Raw genomic sequence first — 523 nt, 5'->3', positions numbered from 1 at the left:
CCGGGGATGTCCTTCCGTGAGCGTGCCGGTCTTGTCCACCACCAGGGTGTCCACCTTGTCCAGTGCCTGCAGGGCTTCGGCATTGCGCACCAGAACGCCCTCACGCGCGCCGCGCCCGGTGCCAACCATGATGGACATCGGCGTGGCCAGTCCCAACGCGCAGGGACAGGCGATGATCAAAACGGATATGGCATTGAGCAGGGCATGGCCGAAGCGCGGCGTGGGACCGACAAAATACCACACGACGAAAGTCACGAGGGATATACCCAACACCAGCGGGACGAACCAGTCCGACACGCGGTCGGCGATGCTCTGGATCGGCGCACGACTATGCTGTGCTGTGGCAACCATTGCCACGATGCGGGCAAGCATGGTGTCGCTGCCGACCGCCCGTGCCTCGATTTCCAGGCTGCCAGTGCCGTTAATGGTGCCACCCGTTACCGCATCGCCCGGTTTCTTCGCCACGGGCGCAGGCTCGCCGGTGATCATCGCTTCATCCACACTGGACGCGCCGTTCAGCACC

The 523-nt window shown here is 64.1% G+C and carries 1 protein-coding gene; it reads right to left on the bottom strand.

All coding sequences use genetic code 11. The features are described 5' to 3' along the window. Positions 1-523: HAD-IC family P-type ATPase (locus B7449_RS19620; RefSeq protein WP_048884151.1), on the bottom strand; the 523-nt coding region annotated here is incomplete at both ends.

This window comes from Komagataeibacter intermedius TF2 (assembly GCF_000964425.1).
In the GTDB taxonomy this organism is placed as follows: Bacteria; Pseudomonadota; Alphaproteobacteria; order Acetobacterales; family Acetobacteraceae; genus Komagataeibacter; species Komagataeibacter intermedius.
Note: the sequence above shows the minus strand (reverse complement) of the source record. Positions and strands in the feature narration are given on the sequence as shown.